The sequence below is a fragment of the Mesorhizobium sp. M1338 genome (assembly GCF_040318045.1).
Lineage (GTDB): Bacteria > Pseudomonadota > Alphaproteobacteria > Rhizobiales > Rhizobiaceae > Mesorhizobium.
The window spans coordinates 28986-43417 of record NZ_JAMYLL010000046.1; the positions used below are offsets into that span (position 1 = coordinate 28986).

Genomic DNA, 14432 nt, shown 5'->3' on the forward strand with positions numbered 1-14432 from the left:
GCCGTGGCGATCGCGTCGATTGCCTGGCACCGGCCGACGATCTCGCCGTTGGGCGAGCTTGCCAGCCTGCCGGCCAAAGACGCCCGGCATTGATCGAGGGATGCGTAAAGGGCAGGCGCCGTTTCCATAGGTTTGCACATGGCGGCGTCGCCGGTGCCGCACGAAAGCAAAAGCATCACAGCCCCGCTTGCCGGATCCATTGCCTGAGCTCCCATGTTGAACGAGCCTCAACGTGGGCGTGCGACCTTGGTTTCGCTGTCGCTAAAAAACGTCAGCGGACCCGAACCGGACTGGAGTGTGTGATTGATTTTGGTTCCATAGGCTCGAACCACGGTTCACGTCATCGAAAGGTGCTGCTATCGCCACTTTCCCGCGGGCGTGGTGTTACCGAGGTGAGAAGGGCACGCGTTTCGGGGATCGCAATTCCCCGGCCATTTTCGCCGCCTGGAAAATTGTCATCAAAACCAGGATTGGCTCACCGTCGGTCGGGTTGATGGTCAGGACCACACGGCCAAGCTCGTCGCTCATGCCGCAAGACCAGTCCTTAACCGCTATCGCCTTTCTCGCGGCCATATACCTCTCCAGGTGGGAAGCACCTCGCGGGCTACACCGTCTGGAGCTGTTGGATAGAACCTTCGCCCGACATTGCAACCAGCCGTACAGCGGCAAAGGCGGCCAAAATTATGAAAACCGCCGTGATGTCGAGGAACATCGTTGATGCAAGGATGCCCCCAACCTGGTCAAAGCAACTCAGTTGCATGGCGCGTCACCCCTTCAGGTCGCTAACCGCTTGATGATGATCCTGCTTCAGAAGAAATACAAGCATCTGCTAATAAGCCGGATGGAGCGGTCTCATGCGCGCAGCTTCGATGTAATCGATCTGCTCTGTGCGGTTAAGGCCCGCCAAGTTCTTGATTGCTGGTTCCCGCTCATGGGCTCGAACCACGATTCACGCCTTCAAAGGGCGCTGTCCTACCATTAGACGAAGCGGGAAGATGCAACTGCGCCAACACCCGTAGCCGGTTCGCGCGCCGGGATCAACGCAGTGCCGCGGCAAAGGCGCGTGGCCGGCATCAGTTCGGGAAGTTGTTGACAGGCTCCTCGCAGCGGTAGGCCGGGCAGCGGCCGTCACGGGTTGGGACATAGGCCGACATCGGCACCTCCGGCCAGTCGCATTCGTTGCCGAACTGCCTGACGTAGCGGTCATAGGTGTTGGGGCCGGTGCTCAGCACCACGGCGCGGTGGCTCTGGATCAGCCGCCGGAGCTGCTCGCAGCTCATCGTGCGGGTGTCGGGCCGGGCCTCGGCGAGGCCGGTCGCGGCAAGCAGGATCGCTGCCGTCATCAAAGCAATTCGGCGCATCGGCATGGCGGTTCCCTCGAGCTGACGTATCACGCGAAACTCGCATCCCGGCCGGTGGTTCCGCAACGGCCAACTGGCCGTTTCTTTGCGGGGCAACCAAATGGCGCGTCGCGCATTGCTGGGGATGGACGGCCGGAAGCCCCACGAGACGCCGCAATGGTGGCCCGGAAACGAGGATCGTGAAGCCATGTGCTGTTCCTTCTGTGGCGGCCGCGACCACCGCTACGAGGATTGCCCGCAAAGGGACGCCTCGGCCGATCCATCGCCCGTTGCTCCGCCAGACGAGCCCGGTATCGAACCTGGCCGCACGGGCCATCCCTGATTGACCTCTCGCGGAATTTGGAACGGCCGAGGCGAGCTGCCAGCCCCGGTTTCGACGAGCAGCTTCGGCCGCGATGCGGAATGTTGCCTTCCCATTGCAACCAAAATGTCCGCCATGCATTGCAGGGCACGGCGGAAATCCGTCTGCAAGCCTGACGCATGGTTGCGAGAGCGGTGTGGGACGCCAGGCGGTTAGGGGAAGGTGGGGCAATGACGGAATTGGCAAACATCGATGGCCCGATTGAAATCGCCGCCGACGCAAGGCTGGCGGCGATCGTCGATTCGTCCTTCGACGCCATCATCAGCAAGGACCTGAACAGTATCATCACCAGTTGGAACGGAGCGGCTCAGCGCATGTTCGGCTACGCCGCCGGGGAGGCTGTCGGCCGATCGGTGCTGATGCTCATTCCCGATCATCTCAGGGATGAGGAAGCCGACATCATCGGCCGGGTTCGCAATGGCGAAGTCGTGGCCAGCTATGAGACGATCCGGCGACGCAAGGATGGTGGATTTATTGCCGTCTCGCTCACCATCTCGCCGATCAGGAACGCATCGGGCGAGATCATCGGTGCTTCGAAGATCGCCCGCGACATCACCGCGACCAGGGAGAGCGAGCGCCGGATCCGGCTTTTGCTGCGCGAGGTGAACCATCGCGTCAAGAACCAGTTCGCGGTGATCCTCTCGATGATCAGGGAGACGAGCAAACGCTCGACCGATCCGCGCGAGTTCGAAGAGCTGATCCGCTCCCGCATCATGGCGCTGTCGCGGTCGCACGACCTGCTGGTCAACTCGGATTGGGCGGGTGCCAGCCTCTTCGACCTGGTCCAGGAGCAGCTCAAGCCATTCGGCCGCGAGGAGCAGGTATCGCTCTCCGGACCGCTTTTGACCCTGCAGCCGAACGCCGTGCAAAATCTCGGCATGGCGTTTCACGAGCTCGGCACCAACTCTTCCAAATATGGCGCGCTGGCAGGCGATGCCGGGCGGCTTGAGATCACCTGGCAGATCGCCAACGGTGTTCCGGGAAAGCGGGAAATCCATCTCGTCTGGGACGAGACGATGCCGGTGTATGAAGGGAGCCGGCGGGACGATGGCACGCGCAAGGGTTTCGGCACCGTCGTCCTGGAGCGGGTCGCGCCGCAGTCGCTGAACGGCTCGGCGGTCCTGGAACGCGGCCCGGGCCATCTCAGCTGGTCGCTGACGGCGCCGCTGGAATCGATCGTCGTTCCGCCGCTCGGCGCCGAAATCCCTGCTGCCGACACCGAGCCGTCTTTCAGCCCTTGAGGTCTATTCAGCACGGGGCGCGGCTTCGGCCCCATCAAAGCGAGGGCGAAGGTAAACCCGACCGCTGCGAAATGCCCCCGAAGAAACTTGCCAGCGCCTCGGCGGTCTGCGGCGGGTTCTCCTCGGGAAAGAAATGTCCGCCCGGCATCGCCTGGCCGCGCACGTCATCGGCCCAGCCGCGCCACAGCGCCAGCGGCCCGCCTTCACCGGCATACCAGTCCGCGAGCGCGCCCTGGCCGCTCCACAGCGCCAGCAATAGGCAGCGGATGCGCCGGCCGGTGGCCTTGTCCGAACGGTCATGCTCACGGTCGAGCATGGCCGCCGCCCGGTATTCCTCGCAGATGGCATGGATGTGGGAAGGCGCGCGCAAGGCATCGATATAGGCCCGCCGCACCTCGGGTGGAAACACCGAGGGCGATGAGCCCCAGCCGCTGAGCGCATTGTCGACGATCGCCTCGGCGGCACCCGCCAGGATTTTTTCCGGCAATGGCTCGGGCTGTGCCAGCAACGACCATGGCCAGTAGCCCAGCGCCAGCCTGTCGTCGGCCCGATCCCAGGCATCGGCCGTGGGCACGATGTCGAGCACGGCAAGCTTGTCGATGCTGTCTGGATGATCGAGCGCCATCCGGTAGGCGACACGCCCGCCGCGATCATGGCCGGCGACCATGAAGCTCGGGAAGCCAAGCTTTGCCATCAGCGCTACCATGTCGGCGGCCATGGCGCGCTTGGCATAGGGCGCGTGATCGGGAGCCGACGCCGGACAGGAACTGCCGCCATAGCCGCGCAGATCGGCGCAGACGACGCTGAACCGGCTGGCCAGCATGGGCGCGATGTCGCGCCACATCAGATGCGTTTGCGGAAAGCCGTGCAGCAACAGCAGCGGCGGCCCGCTGCCGGCACGCAGCGAGAATATGACGGCATCGCCGGTGTCGATCTCCCCACTTTTAAAGTCATCGAACATGGTCGCCTCCGGCACGCGCAACGGCCGGCGAACGGATTTGGTTGCAACACGCCCCCGCGGGGAAGCGGCCAACCTTTTTCCTCGACATGCGTTGTCCCTGTGAAGGGAAGGCCGCCGCGGGCGGCCATCACAGGAACGGAGACCCGGGATGAGAATTCTCGCGATCGTACCATGCGGCCTGATGCTGGCGCTGGCGGCACCGGCGGCTGCCCAGACCGACCAGCAGGACGACAGCACAGCGACCGACAATTGCCGTGCGCAGACGGAGCAAGGTGCAAAACAGCAGCCCGGGCAGCAGCCCGACAGCGGCAATTTGACGGAGAAGCTCACCGATTGCGGCGGTGTGCTGAAACCGCCCCCCACGGGGGATCAGGGAATGGCCGCGCCGGCGCCCGACGAAGGCAAGACGCCGGTGATCAAGCCCGGCGACGTGCCGCCCCAGCCGCCGAAGCAATAGAGGCAGGGCTCGCCGGCAGTCTCGTCCGCCGGAGACCCGCGACGGTTTCGCCGTGGCAAGTTTCCCGGTCTCGATCAACCGACCTTCTGGGACCGGCCGAGCCTCGACGCACCTCTACCGAACCAGCACGCCGGCGTGGCTGCAGAGCGCAACGAACGCCTCCTGCGCCTCGGCGGCACCGGCATTGCTTTCCAACGCTGCCTCGACCTTTTCGCGCGCGGCCTGGTAAAACGGGCCGCGTTTTGCCTGCGGCCAGTCGATGAGGATTTCGCTGGCATCCTTCAGTGTGGCGACGTCGCGGATCGTGTCCGAGCCATGCGGCTTGATCCGTATCGGCGTGGGCAGCATCAAATCGGACATGTCCTGTTTCCCGCTACTGGAGGAGTTTTGCTTCGCGCGCGGCGTCGATCATCGCCCACATCGCCTTTTCCGGCGGCGTCCAGCCATCCAATGCATCGCGACAGCTGCGCAGCGCCGCCCGGTAGCGCTGGCCCTGGCCGGCCGGCCAGTCGCCGAGACATTCCAGGCCTTCCCAGGCGCTGCGGACGACGCGCTCACGCTCGGGGGCGAATTTCAGGCGGATGGGTCGGGGAAACATCTTGTCGTTCAACGGTCGTCTCCGTCATGGGGGCGCCGGATAACGCCGCCAGCAGGGGTGGGTTCCCTGCCCGGCAAAATCAAATTTCACTCAACCGCATCGATGTCCGACAGCGCCCTCGGCGTCGGCGCTTCGGCGTCTTGGGCCACCGGCCGGTCATGCTCGAACTGTTCGGTGCCGGGCAAGGCATGCAGCCAGGTCTCGCGCCTCGAGGTCCACAATTCATATTCGGGCACGAGATCGGTCGGCGCGATGTCGAGGCTGCCGATCGCCACCTCGGCCTCGTTGTCGTCGACCCAGGCGACGCGGCCGCCGCAGGTCGGGCAAAAGCTGCGCGTGCCGTAGCTGCTGATGAGGCCGGTGGTCTCGAAGGCCTCGCGCGGCCAGATGGCAAAGGCCGAATAGGCCGACCCGCCGGCCTTGCGGCAATCCTTGCAATGGCAAAGCCCAATGCGGAGCGGCGCTCCCATGACCGAGAACTGCACGCCGCCGCACAGGCAACTGCCGGTCCTGCGTATGGTGTCGGACATGGTCGTGACCTCCGTTTCTGTCAGCCCGCGGCGCTGCCGGCCAGGCGGGACAGATGCTCGTCCATCGGCTCATCCGAGACGAGCCCCATCCCGATCCGTCCGGCCATGCTTTAGCCGCGGGCCGCCATATGGGCGTCGAGCTTCTTGCGCGATGGACCGTAGCGTTTGATGATGGTCTGCGCCTCGCTTGGCGGAATGCCGTATTTGCGGGCAAAGGCGGCGACCTCGTAGGGCTCTTCGCTCGAGACCAGCTTGCGGTCCTGTTTCGTCTTCGACTTGTCGTCAGCCATCTCGGGCCTCGCTTTCTGTTGTCGGGGAAACGCGCGGCCGTCTGCGCCCGATCCCGCGATCAACAGGACATAACACAGATCGGCGCCGCGGGTTCCACAAGCACGACAATAAGGCCGGGCGGTTTTCGACCGCCTGGCATCAGGCCGAGGAGCGCCTGGGGCCGGCGTCGGACGAGCGCTCGCCGTCGCACTCGGTGCATGCTGCGCTGACGCCGGGGCAGCCGCGCTGGTGCGTACCGGCGGGGCAGCAATGGCCGTTGGAACTCGTCCAGCGCGGACACTGGAAGACCTGGCCGGCGCCACCGCAGCCGCTGCATTGCAGCGCCGTCGACCGGACGCCACGGGATTTTTTTCTGAACCCGACGCTTGTGCCCACTTCAACCCCACCCCGAATAACTGCACCGGTATACCTGTGCATTAGCCCCAGCTAACTATAGCATTTTCGCGGTTACCAACAAGTTTCATGATTTGCGGGATGCTGGAAGGACCGTCGGCGCCGAATCCGCCCTCAGGCCGGCTTAAGGCGCATCGCGGCGAGATCGGCCGGCAAACCGAAAATCGGTTTTGCCGGCACGGTGCATGGATTCAAAGAGGCACCTCGGATAAGTGGGCTTCCAGACAAAAATCTGCCTGGGGGTGTCGGACCTGGCGTCGGTCGCGCGTCCTTGGGTCGGAACCCATTGCAAACCTGGAGAACGACCATGCCGTCGCAAATCACACAGTCGCAAATCACCCAATCGCCGTGGCAGACCGCGGCACTTCTCATCGCCCGCTTGATCTTCGCCGCCGTCTTCCTGATGGCCGTGACCTTCAAGTTCATGGGCATGGAGGCGACCGCCGGCTACATCGCCGCCGCCGGCTTCCCGTTTCCGCTGTTCCTGGCCTGGTGCGCGGCGATCCTGGAAGTCGCCCTGGTGCTGTGTTTCCTGACCGGCGCCTTCTTCTCGCAAGCCGCCCTGGCGGCCGCCGCCTATGTGCTGTTCCTCGGCCTTGCGTTCCACGGACCCAGCCACTGGGCCGGCAACCAGGCCGAGTTCGGCTTCTTCGTCGACCATTTTTCCTTCCTGGCCGGATTGCTGTTTGCCGCCGTGCATGGGCCGGGCAAGGTGCTTTCGCTCAATCTGGGATGGCCGGGTAGGGCTTGAGGCGAAGGATCACATCTGGTCGTTGTAGGGCTCCTTCACCTTGCCAACCATGCGGGCCAGTTTTGAAAAGGAGGGCATGTCGGCCTCCGGCTGGCACTGGTTGGCGAGCTCCAGCAGCCGTATCGGAAAGTTGACGGCATCGCGGCTGGACGCCGACATGCCTTCGGATCGCTCCTGGCTGGTTTCGCTGGCCTCGGCCTTGCGCAAGGCGATGTCGATCTCCTCGGCCGTCAGTATGCCTTTTCGAACCAGGACGTGGTTGATCGATGCGACGGCCATGAGCAGGCCTTCGAGTTGCAGGTTGGCGACGTTCATGGCGATTTTCCCTCCATTGATCGCAGTTGAAACGCGCCAGCGGCGTTTCCGATCCGGAAGGCGGCGCGGAACCCGTCTATTCCTGCGTCAGGCGCTCGCCATATTCGCGCCACAGCGCCTTCACCTCCAGGCTGCCGAGGCGCGTGACCGAAGGATCGCCGCAGCTGATGGCGACGGCGCTGATGTCGTATTGGGGGTAGGCGTGGGCGACGAAGCGGATCGCTTCGCCGAGCGAACGCACGCGGATGACCGGATCGGCCTGGCCCTGGCCGGTGCTGCGCACCCCGGAAACCGTGGCCGATGCATGCCGCATCCTGAACACGGATGCCATGGCTGGTCTGTCCATCGTCCTCTCCCACAAGGCCGCGCGACGGGAATCATTCCATAAGCTTCCGCTAATGATTTCACGGATGCCGGCTCATGGCCAGCCGGCCGGAGAATTCCACGGCTTGCGGGCCCCGGTCGGGCAGGGGGGTCGACCGAGATAGGAATTTTTTCTCAGAAAGTCGTTGACGGGGTGAGGGCAGCTTTGCCTTCCAGACGCTGGACCCCGTCATTGGAACCAGCAGCATCGTCCTCAGCTTCTATCAGTCCGATGACATCGTCGGCGATATTCGGGACGCCACGCAGGGCATCATCGACCAGACCCAGGCGGCGGCCAATGTCGCGGCCGAGGCCATGACAACGGTGATCGATCCGCAATTCGCGACGCTTGCAGCGGCCCAAGCGTTTTCGCCGGTTATCGCCCCGACCTACATCCGCACCGCGTTCTACGACAGCCATCAGGTTGCGGGCAGTGGCGCCGTTTACCGCAGGAACGCCACCTCGGCCGGGGATCTGGTGATCACCTTGAGCGATGGCGTGACGCTGGCGGGGTATACGTTGGCAGACACGCCGCTTGCTTCACAGAAAGGCGCTCGTAAGAATAACTCCAATGACGATGCGCCGGCCGTGCAAGCGGCACACGACCTGGCGCTGGGCGGGGTCAGGTTGCCAGCCGGTTCCTACAAGATGGTGCCAGGTTCAGTCTCGCCTTTCACCTTCGGCAATTTCCCTACGGTGAACGTCTATCGTGCGGTCGCTCTAACTGCGGACAACGTCACTTTCAATGGCCATGAGGCGGTATTGCACGGTGTGAGCCGGGCCAGCGCTATCGCGGCGGATGTCCAGCCGGTCTTCTCGACCGACAAGAACATGATCGTCGGCGCCCGGAAGAACATTACGTTTGACAGTCTTACCTTCGACCCTGAAAATAATTCCGATGCAACGAACAGCAACCAACGCTTTGTCTATGCGGTCGGCGTCGACGGACTGAGGTTTCTGGATACTAAGAGCGGTTCCAGCGGCAACCGGCGTGGCTACTACGCCCACATCCAGAACAGCAAAAATGTGCAGGTTGACGGACATCGTCATCAGAAGGTGACGGGCGGCTTCAATGTTCGCTATGTCGATGGCTTCGTGATGACGAATTTCCTTTTCGAAGATTTCTCGGAAGCGATCGATCTCGACGGTGCCAGCCAACGTGTTGTCATCCGCAATGGAGTGTTCAAGTCGACCGCGCGCGTGAACCAGTGCATCGACGTCAACGATCAAGTCGATGCTTCGATCGGTGATTTTTCAGTCAACAACACTGGAAACATCGTCACAATAAACTACAAAACGACGACGCCCGATACGTTTGCGGAATATGTTGCAGGCACGATTGTCAGGAATTTCCAGGTTGGGAAGCGCATCCTTCTGTCAAACATCTCGGGTTCGGCGGTCGGCTCAGCGGCCACTCCGGCTTTTTACATCGGGTGGGATTGGTCGGCAGGGAATCATGCCGGTGCGGCCCCGGTGCAGGACATTACCCTGCAAAACATTGTGCTCGACGATCACGGCTACTTCGATATTCGCGAGGCGGTCAACCTGAAGCTCAAGGACATCACCTCCCGCCGGGCGCAATGCGGCTTCAACCATGCCGTGAACTGCATTTCGGCCGCGTCGAATGCCGATCAGATCGCCTGGTCTGATCTCGATGTCGATATCGACGGACTACGCATTGAGGCATCTGACAAAGGCGGCCTGAATATTTCGACACCTTCACAGGCAAAGGTTAGGCGGCTGATAACGCGGGGAAACAACACGCTTGGTGGTGCACTTACGGATCTAACAATCACAGGGCTTGCCACTCGTGCCGGACGCGCTTCCGTCGACGAGTGCGATATCGGCGGTAACGTGGTGTTGAACGGCGACAGCACCGCCATAGCGGCTTGGGCTGGTGACACGATCTACAAGCGCAACGCTATTGTGACCAACGGCGGGAATTTCTATCGCGCGACAGCCGAGGGGAAATCGGCCAGCAGTGGCGGGCCAACCGGAACGGCGCTTTCTGTCGCAGATGACGGCTCGGCATCGATTGCGGTGTGGGCGGCGTCGACCGTTTACACTGTGGATGCATTGCGATCGAACGGTGACGCGTATTTCATCTGCGTGACGGCAGGCACTTCGGCGGTTGCAGGTGGTCCGGCTGGGACGGATCATAGGATCGCCGATGGCACTGTGGTTTGGCGGCCATTTGGTGGCGCGGTGAAGTGGGAATATCTGCTTTATCCATATTCCCTTAGATGGGGGAAAACCAATCACGTCAAGGGAGTGGTTACACTCCAAGGTGACGCGCAGAAGTACATATTCGGCGAAAGCATCGCCGCTCAGCTAGGCGATTATGCTGCAACCGGGTTGATAAACAAGGGCGTGTTCGTAGCGCGTCGCCGTGGCCGGGTTGTTCGGGCCAGCTACCAAGCGACTGCCGATGCTGCCGCCGATGCGGCCAATTATCGGAATCTGATCTTGCGACGCTTCCGGGCAGGTGCTTCGGCAAACGTGTCGACCATTGATACCAGCGCAACAGGGCTGACGGCGCTCGTCATGCGCGACGGCGCTGTTGCTGCCAACTCAGCCGGCGCTGACCTGGAGCCGGGCGACGTCATATTCGTCAACTCAAATTCAGTCGGCGCAGGCAGAACTCTGATAGGGCTTTGCGTGACAGTTGAGTTCATTGAGTTTTGACGCCCGCAATCGGGACCGCCGGTCGGCAAGCACCGAAGGTGCTTTCAACGTTGATCCACGGGCGGCGTGCTTGGCGATCACCACGAGGACCATGTTTGGCGGGCCCACGTAGCGCTGGCCGGCAACTTAATTTGGAGGGCGTCGGCATCTTGCGTTTCACATGACAATAATGAAGGTGTTTATTGCACGTGTCGCCAAGAATCGAAAAGGCGTTTCGAATGCGGCCCATTCGCCAATTCTGGTTCCCAAAGTTGCTCTTTCTTGCCCCGGTGCTCTTCTTCGCGGTTTCTCGAACCGACTATGCGAATTATGCCTCGTATGCCTTGGAAGGTGATATCGTCGCCTACTCGAGAGATTTCGCCTATGCGACAAGAGCAACGTTCCTAGTCTATATGACGGCTGTGGCGCATGAACCTGTGTTCATCGCCATGCATTGGCTATACGCCAACCTAGGGTTTTCGATTTCTGACAGCATGCTAGCCAACAGCATGGTCATGGTCTCAGTCTACTATCTTTACTCGGTCAGACAAAGCGATAGCGTAGTCCTTGGTGCGATATCGGCTGTCGGCCTGATCATGCTGCCATGGTTCGAGCAACTGGGCCAAAACACGTTGCGTCAAGGGTTTTCGCTTATCTTCATTCTCGCGTTCTTCCTCGCGATTAATGACGGCAAGAAATACCGAGCCATCCTCTTTGCCGCCTTGGCGATCGGCAGCCACTATAGCGCTGCTCTATTCGTTGCGATCTATGTCTTGGCAGATTTTGTTCCACGTTCAGGAAAATTGATCGTTGGCGCAGTTACCTTGATTTTCGCGGGTTACATTACAGATTTTGTTCCTGATATTTCGAATGTAATAATTACTCCGATTTTGGCGCAGGCTGGCCTATACACTCAGTACTCCTCCGACATGTTTATGAGCTATCGAATAGGGTTCAAGGCGCTGTTTTTTGCCTATTCGTTAGTCCAATGCATCGCCAGTGTCTTATTGATTAAGAGGGCGGCAAAGAAGTCTGATGAGCGCTTGGGAAAGTATTGTGTCCTCATGACTGTTATATACATGTTGGCGAGCGGACTACCTTACTACAACCGAGTCGCCATGATGCCGATGCTTTTGCTGCCGGTGGTGCTCGTGACGCTGTATGCCCGTATAACCGCGCCGCGCCGGTTTTTTCGGCAGACCGATCCGCGTAGTGAAACTCACTCGTCCAGTCGTTGGCAAGGCGCCTAACTCATATCCACGGCTTGCTCAGTTCTCGCGCTGCCCTTCGGTCTAGCCTAATCACCGCTTGAGCATCGCTCTGCGCATCGATTGAGGTGCTGTGGGCTGCTTTCTCGTGTCGCATCTCTTCGACCGTGAAATCCTCTATCGGCCCCGCAGAACATATTCAATCTTCAAGGAACCATCACCATGGACCAACCCGCGCCGGCTCTTGCGACCGTTCTCAAATCGGACGGCGGCCGGGCAGTGACGAGGGCTTGCGTGCAGCACCTGCTCTGTTGTGCTCGATGCGTGCGGATCGTCATTGCCAGCCAAGAAAGTACCAGGCGACCGTCCACGCAGCTGAGGCATAAAGGGTCACCGAAATTGGCAGCACGAGGAGCGAGCCAAAAGAACCCGTCCAGCGAAGGTCGCATTTGAGACTGCGTAAACTGCCAAATGAGCCCGGATACCGATCCGATCGCAACGGCAGCCGAAATCATTCCAAGCGATGAAACAGGCTACGGAAAGCCCGTCCTTCAGCCTTGAGTAGATGGCTGAGGCCGTGGCGCATAGCGCGAGAACAACAAGCACGAAAGATATTGCTGCGATGCGCCTCACTACGAGCCCGGCAGGTTGCGTCCGGCCGCTGCGATTTTGCAGGCGTCGGTGATCGCACCTTCGACGTTGTCCGTCATCTTGCCCCTCTCCTCAGGATTTGCGTCCTGACCAGAACACCACGGCCATGTCCACCAGTATGGCTGCGCCAATCAACGCCATGATCCTCCGGTCCATCCCTGGCCGGGACATGTCGTGAGCAAATCGAACCATCGTGTCCACCCTCCCAGCCTGGCAAAAACCGATCCGAAAGGAACCATCTCCATGGACCGCAACTTCGCGCGGGCGCTTGCGCTCGTCCTCAAATCGGAAGGCGGTTGGTCGGACAATCCGGCCGATCCCGGCGGCGCCACCATGAAGGGTGTCACGCTCGCGAACTTCCGACGCTACGTGAAGGCCGACGCGACAAAGGCGGACCTCCGCAGCATCGGCGACGCGCAGCTTGCCACGATCTACCGCCGCTTCTACTGGGACGCCGCGCTCGGCGCCGAACTGCCTGACGGCGTCGACTTTGCCGTGTTCGATTTCGCGGTGAACAGCGGGCCTGGCCGGGCGGCGAAATATTTGCAGGCGGCCGTGGGCGTTGCCCAGGACGGCCGGATCGGACCGGCGACCCTCGCGGCAGTCGAGGCAAAGCCGGCCGGCGTCATCATCGATGCGCTTTGCGATGCGCGGCTGGCGTTTCTCAAACGGCTGCCGACATGGGCAACATTCGGGCGCGGCTGGTCCGATCGCATCAAGTCGGTGCGAGCTCAAGCCCTGCTGATGTCGGCGCAACGTCCCGCGGCACCGGTGGCCGCATCCGCGCCTGTTCCGTCATCGCAGCCACCCAGGGTCGAAACGTCCGCTAATGGGGCGCCGACGGATCAGCCCGGGCCGCCTTCACGGCCATCCGGCGGCAAGACGGCGGCCGCGGCCGGCATTCTCGTCCTCATGGCCGGAGCGCTCGCGGCCTTCTGGCACCACGTCACCGGTTTTTTCGGGAGCATCTTTTGATGGCATGGTTCAACACCAACGCGCTGCACAATCTCCTCAACACGCTGATCGCCATCATTTGCGGTGGCGCCCTGGTCGGCTTCGACTGGACGATGTTCGGCGTCACCGATCGCACCGCGCTTCAGATCAGCGGCGCTATCGCCCTTGCCAAGATCGTCATCAACGCCGTGCGTGACGGTCCGCGCGGTATGGTCGCGCCGCCGGCCAAGGAGACATGAGATGGGAACGCTCGCACTGCTTGGCCAGGTCTGGCCATATCTCCTTGCAATAGGTGCCGCGCTCGCCGGTCTCTGGACTGCCTACGCCAAGGGCAAGGCCAGCCAGAAGGCCAGGCAGGATGCCGCCGACGCCGCGGCCCGCACCGAAGCCCAGAAGATCGACGACGCCGTCGCCGGCCGGACGCTGGACGACAACCGGGGGAGGCTGGGCAGATGGTCAAAATCATAGCGCTCTCGCTCACGCTGGCCGGCTGCACCACATCAGGCGGGTCGTTCTGCGCGGCCGGGCATCCCATCCGGCCGACACAGGCAGAGGTGGCGATCCTTTCCGCTGCGTCGGTGGCGGCGATCCTGGCTCACAACGAAAAGGGCCGGAAGCTCTGTGGATGGAGGCCGTGATGAACGATCTTTTCGACCTGCTTGGCATCAAGGGGCCGGTCGTCGCGGCGGGCCTTGCCGGCGGCGTTCTGCGGGCGCTGTCGCGGCATCGCTACAAGCTGCGCGAAATGGTGGCCTCGCCGATCTGCGGCGCGCTTGCCGCGGCCTATCTGACGCTGCCGGCGGTCTCCTATGCCAGGATCACCGGCCTGCCGATGCCCGATCCCGCCGACGACACCACCACGCTGGCCGCCGCCTTCCTGATCGGCGTCTGCGCCATGTGGATCTCGGACGTCCTGTTCGAGTTTGTGGTGCGGAGAGTCAGGCCGGCGCCAGAGGAATAGCTGCTGGCTCCGGCTGCACTTTTTGCCCGCCTCGGCTCACGCCGGGCGGGCTACTTTGCGTTTCGGGCGGCCTCCAGCGCCGGGGCCAGCCAGCGCGGCCCAAATGAGAGGTTGTTGATGACCAGAAGCTGCAGGCAGATGATGACGAGAACGGCCGCGCGCCATCCAGAAGTCGAGCGCACGGTAATGGATGACTGCATGGTGGTGGCGCATTGGGATCTGGATTTTTCAGGCTGGGTCAGACGTGCGGCGCTGTCGTGCCGGGAGAGAGGGGCGTCGATACTCCTGCAGGGGAATCGGGTGAGTTAATTATCGTGAGATGACGCTTACGAGGAATTCGTCGTCCCACGCCGCCACTTTTCGTTTCAATCG

Annotated in this window: 21 protein-coding genes and 1 tRNA gene; 10 read left to right on the top strand and 12 right to left on the bottom strand. The window is 61.9% G+C overall.

Annotation, left to right across the window (positions count from 1 at the left end):
- Nucleotides 1-384 precede the first annotated feature (384 nt).
- The 3 genes from NKH19_RS27160 to NKH19_RS27170 all read right to left on the bottom strand — a co-directional run bounded on the left by NKH19_RS27160 (nucleotide 385) and on the right by NKH19_RS27170 (nucleotide 1367).
- A complete protein-coding gene (locus NKH19_RS27160; protein WP_352872634.1) occupies nucleotides 385-573 on the bottom strand; it encodes a hypothetical protein in 189 nt (62 codons plus the stop codon).
- Between the two features lie 346 nt (nucleotides 574-919).
- Nucleotides 920-993: transfer RNA gene (locus NKH19_RS27165), tRNA-Gln, on the bottom strand.
- 80 nt (nucleotides 994-1073) lie between these two features.
- On the bottom strand, nucleotides 1074-1367 hold the full coding sequence (locus tag NKH19_RS27170) for a hypothetical protein (RefSeq protein ID WP_352872636.1): 294 nt from the start codon (nucleotides 1365-1367) through the stop codon (nucleotides 1074-1076).
- A gap of 525 nt (nucleotides 1368-1892) precedes the next feature.
- Here NKH19_RS27170 and NKH19_RS27175 point away from each other — a divergent pair.
- Complete coding sequence (locus NKH19_RS27175) at nucleotides 1893-2963, top strand: sensor histidine kinase (RefSeq protein WP_352872638.1); 1071 nt, start codon at nucleotides 1893-1895, stop codon at nucleotides 2961-2963.
- A gap of 34 nt (nucleotides 2964-2997) precedes the next feature.
- Here NKH19_RS27175 and NKH19_RS27180 read toward each other — a convergent pair whose 3' ends face one another.
- Nucleotides 2998-3924 carry an alpha/beta fold hydrolase gene (locus NKH19_RS27180; RefSeq protein WP_352872640.1) on the bottom strand — a complete coding sequence of 309 codons (927 nt, stop codon included), beginning with the start codon at nucleotides 3922-3924 and terminating at the stop codon, nucleotides 2998-3000.
- Between the two features lie 148 nt (nucleotides 3925-4072).
- Between NKH19_RS27180 and NKH19_RS27185 the strand changes: the two genes are divergently transcribed.
- Nucleotides 4073-4381: a hypothetical protein gene (locus NKH19_RS27185; RefSeq protein WP_352872641.1), complete on the top strand. Its 309-nt coding sequence runs from the start codon at nucleotides 4073-4075 to the stop codon at nucleotides 4379-4381.
- 114 nt (nucleotides 4382-4495) lie between these two features.
- On the opposite strand, the gene NKH19_RS27190 is transcribed toward NKH19_RS27185, so the two are convergent.
- The 4 genes from NKH19_RS27190 to NKH19_RS27205 all read right to left on the bottom strand — a co-directional run bounded on the left by NKH19_RS27190 (nucleotide 4496) and on the right by NKH19_RS27205 (nucleotide 5799).
- Nucleotides 4496-4741 (bottom strand): DUF982 domain-containing protein, encoded by a 246-nt coding sequence (locus tag NKH19_RS27190; protein ID WP_352872642.1) that lies wholly within the window; start codon nucleotides 4739-4741, stop codon nucleotides 4496-4498.
- Nucleotides 4742-4754: 13 nt separating this feature from the next.
- Complete coding sequence (locus tag NKH19_RS27195) at nucleotides 4755-4991, bottom strand: DUF982 domain-containing protein (protein ID WP_352872643.1); 237 nt, start codon at nucleotides 4989-4991, stop codon at nucleotides 4755-4757.
- Between the two features lie 74 nt (nucleotides 4992-5065).
- Complete coding sequence (locus NKH19_RS27200) at nucleotides 5066-5509, bottom strand: GFA family protein (protein ID WP_352872644.1); 444 nt, start codon at nucleotides 5507-5509, stop codon at nucleotides 5066-5068.
- 110 nt (nucleotides 5510-5619) lie between these two features.
- Nucleotides 5620-5799 carry a DUF3606 domain-containing protein gene (locus tag NKH19_RS27205; protein WP_024501602.1) on the bottom strand — a complete coding sequence of 60 codons (180 nt, stop codon included), beginning with the start codon at nucleotides 5797-5799 and terminating at the stop codon, nucleotides 5620-5622.
- Nucleotides 5800-6500: 701 nt separating this feature from the next.
- Here NKH19_RS27205 and NKH19_RS27210 point away from each other — a divergent pair.
- Nucleotides 6501-6944 (top strand): DoxX family protein, encoded by a 444-nt coding sequence (locus NKH19_RS27210; RefSeq protein WP_352872646.1) that lies wholly within the window; start codon nucleotides 6501-6503, stop codon nucleotides 6942-6944.
- A 9-nt stretch (nucleotides 6945-6953) separates the two neighbouring features.
- Here NKH19_RS27210 and NKH19_RS27215 read toward each other — a convergent pair whose 3' ends face one another.
- The 3 genes from NKH19_RS27215 to NKH19_RS27225 all read right to left on the bottom strand — a co-directional run bounded on the left by NKH19_RS27215 (nucleotide 6954) and on the right by NKH19_RS27225 (nucleotide 7961).
- A complete protein-coding gene (locus tag NKH19_RS27215) occupies nucleotides 6954-7259 on the bottom strand; it encodes a hypothetical protein (protein WP_352872647.1) in 306 nt (101 codons plus the stop codon).
- 76 nt (nucleotides 7260-7335) lie between these two features.
- Nucleotides 7336-7605, bottom strand: a complete 270-nt coding sequence (locus NKH19_RS27220; protein ID WP_352872648.1) for a hypothetical protein — start codon at nucleotides 7603-7605, stop codon at nucleotides 7336-7338.
- Between the two features lie 152 nt (nucleotides 7606-7757).
- Complete coding sequence (locus NKH19_RS27225; RefSeq protein ID WP_352983125.1) at nucleotides 7758-7961, bottom strand: hypothetical protein; 204 nt, start codon at nucleotides 7959-7961, stop codon at nucleotides 7758-7760.
- On the opposite strand from NKH19_RS27225, the gene NKH19_RS27230 reads away from it, so the two are divergent.
- From NKH19_RS27230 to NKH19_RS27260, 7 genes are all read left to right on the top strand, one after another.
- A complete protein-coding gene (locus NKH19_RS27230; protein ID WP_352983127.1) occupies nucleotides 7938-10307 on the top strand; it encodes a hypothetical protein in 2370 nt (789 codons plus the stop codon). The genes NKH19_RS27225 and NKH19_RS27230 overlap by 24 nt on opposite strands.
- Nucleotides 10308-10525: 218 nt before the next feature.
- Nucleotides 10526-11536: an EpsG family protein gene (locus NKH19_RS27235; protein WP_352882790.1), complete on the top strand. Its 1011-nt coding sequence runs from the start codon at nucleotides 10526-10528 to the stop codon at nucleotides 11534-11536.
- Between the two features lie 852 nt (nucleotides 11537-12388).
- Complete coding sequence (locus NKH19_RS27240; RefSeq protein ID WP_352983129.1) at nucleotides 12389-13120, top strand: glycoside hydrolase family 108 protein; 732 nt, start codon at nucleotides 12389-12391, stop codon at nucleotides 13118-13120.
- Nucleotides 13120-13338: a hypothetical protein gene (locus NKH19_RS27245; RefSeq protein WP_352882792.1), complete on the top strand. Its 219-nt coding sequence runs from the start codon at nucleotides 13120-13122 to the stop codon at nucleotides 13336-13338. The genes NKH19_RS27240 and NKH19_RS27245 overlap by 1 nt, the downstream gene beginning before the upstream one ends.
- 1 nt (nucleotide 13339) lies before the next feature.
- Complete coding sequence (locus tag NKH19_RS27250; RefSeq protein WP_352971001.1) at nucleotides 13340-13567, top strand: hypothetical protein; 228 nt, start codon at nucleotides 13340-13342, stop codon at nucleotides 13565-13567.
- The gene (locus NKH19_RS27255) at nucleotides 13552-13737 is read left to right on the top strand and encodes a hypothetical protein (RefSeq protein ID WP_352882794.1); all 186 of its coding nucleotides are present in this window, start codon (nucleotides 13552-13554) and stop codon (nucleotides 13735-13737) included. Before NKH19_RS27250 ends, NKH19_RS27255 begins: the two co-directional genes overlap by 16 nt.
- Complete coding sequence (locus tag NKH19_RS27260; protein ID WP_352983131.1) at nucleotides 13737-14060, top strand: hypothetical protein; 324 nt, start codon at nucleotides 13737-13739, stop codon at nucleotides 14058-14060. Before NKH19_RS27255 ends, NKH19_RS27260 begins: the two co-directional genes overlap by 1 nt.
- Nucleotides 14061-14110: 50 nt before the next feature.
- Here NKH19_RS27260 and NKH19_RS27265 read toward each other — a convergent pair whose 3' ends face one another.
- Nucleotides 14111-14260, bottom strand: a complete 150-nt coding sequence (locus tag NKH19_RS27265) for a hypothetical protein (RefSeq protein WP_352882812.1) — start codon at nucleotides 14258-14260, stop codon at nucleotides 14111-14113.
- Between the last annotated feature and the right edge of the window lie 172 nt (nucleotides 14261-14432).